The following is a 1305-nucleotide window of genomic DNA, read 5'->3' on the forward strand; positions in this document are numbered from 1 at the left end:
CTTTCTTTCGCGTCGCCTGTTCAGACCGGACACATGGGAAACAGGTGTGCGGAGACATAGGAAACACTTCGCCTTGGCAAACCCTGCCCAGGAGAAACCTATGCCCTGGCAACCGAGAGATCTCATGACCACCAAACGAGAGTTCGTGCAACTGGCACTGCATGACGGCGCCAACCGGCGCGAGTTGTGTCGTCGCTTCGGCATTTCTCCCAAGGCTGGCTACGCGCTGCTCAAGCGTTTTGCGAGCGAAGGCGAGAAAGCTTTCACCGAGCGCTCACGCCGTCCGCTGCACAGCCCCCGCCAGACCGCAGAGGTTTTGCAATCGGCCGCGCTGGAGCTGCGCAGGCAACACCCAGCCTGGGGCGCGCGCAAGATCTGCCGGCGGCTGCAGGATCTGGGCCATGAGCAGGTGCCGGCCCCCAGCACGGTCACGGACCTGTTGCGCCGCCATGGGCTGATCGCGCCAGCGGACAACGATACCCAAGGCGAATGGCAACGTTTCGAGCACGAACTGCCCAATGGCCTGTGGCAGATGGATTTCAAGGGCTACTTCGAGACGGCCGCAGGGCGTTGCTCGCCGCTGACCCTGCTGGACGATCACTCGCGCTTCGCATTGGCCACGACGGCTTGCAGCAAGACCGACGCTGCCACGGTCCAGACGCTGCTGCAGGGTGTCTTTGAGCGCTATGGAATGCCTGCGCGCATCAATTCCGACAACGGCTCGCCCTGGGGCTCACCCAGCGCCCCTGGTCACTTGAGTACCCTGGATGTCTGGCTGATCCGCCTGGGCGTGCGCAGCAGCCACAGCAGTCCGTACCATCCGCAGACCAACGGAAAGATCGAGCGCTTTCACCGCTCCTTGAAAGCCGAGGTGCTGCGAGGGCGGACCTTCGACAGCCTGGCCCAGGCGCAGGAGGCGATGCAGCGCTGGCGTGAGATCTACAACCACCACCGGCCTCACGAGGCACTGGCGATGCAGACACCGGTGCAGCACTACCGCATGAGTGCCCGGCCCATGCCAACGACCCTGGCGCCCATCGAGTACGCCGAGCGCGACCATGTGCTCACGGTGGGCTGGAATGGCTTTGTGAAATTCCGGGGACACAAGCTGCGGTTATCCAGTGCACTGCACAGACTGCCGGTCGCCTTGCGCCCGGACGATCTGCACGACGGGTGCTTTGACCTGTACTTCTGTCACCAGCGATTCATGCGTCTGGACATGAACGCTTTGACGGCTTCCAATTGAGGAGGTGTTACCCATGTTCCCGCACACCTGTTTCCCATGTGTCCGGTCTGAACAGGCGA

1 protein-coding gene is annotated in these 1305 nt (G+C 62.7%); it reads left to right on the forward strand.

Annotation, left to right across the window (positions count from 1 at the left end):
• The first annotated feature begins 100 nt into the window (after window positions 1–100).
• Window positions 101–1246, forward strand: coding sequence for an IS481 family transposase (locus tag AC07Z7_RS25070; protein ID WP_494768044.1), 1146 nt, complete (start codon window positions 101–103; stop codon window positions 1244–1246).
• Window positions 1247–1305 lie beyond the last annotated feature (59 nt).

Source organism: Acidovorax sp. GW101-11A03, assembly GCF_059424825.1.

Coding starts and splice junctions, on each gene's coding strand:
- AC07Z7_RS25070 (WP_494768044.1), top strand. CDS start 101: ATGCCCTGGCAACCGAGAGATCTCATGACCACCAAACGAGAGTTCGTG.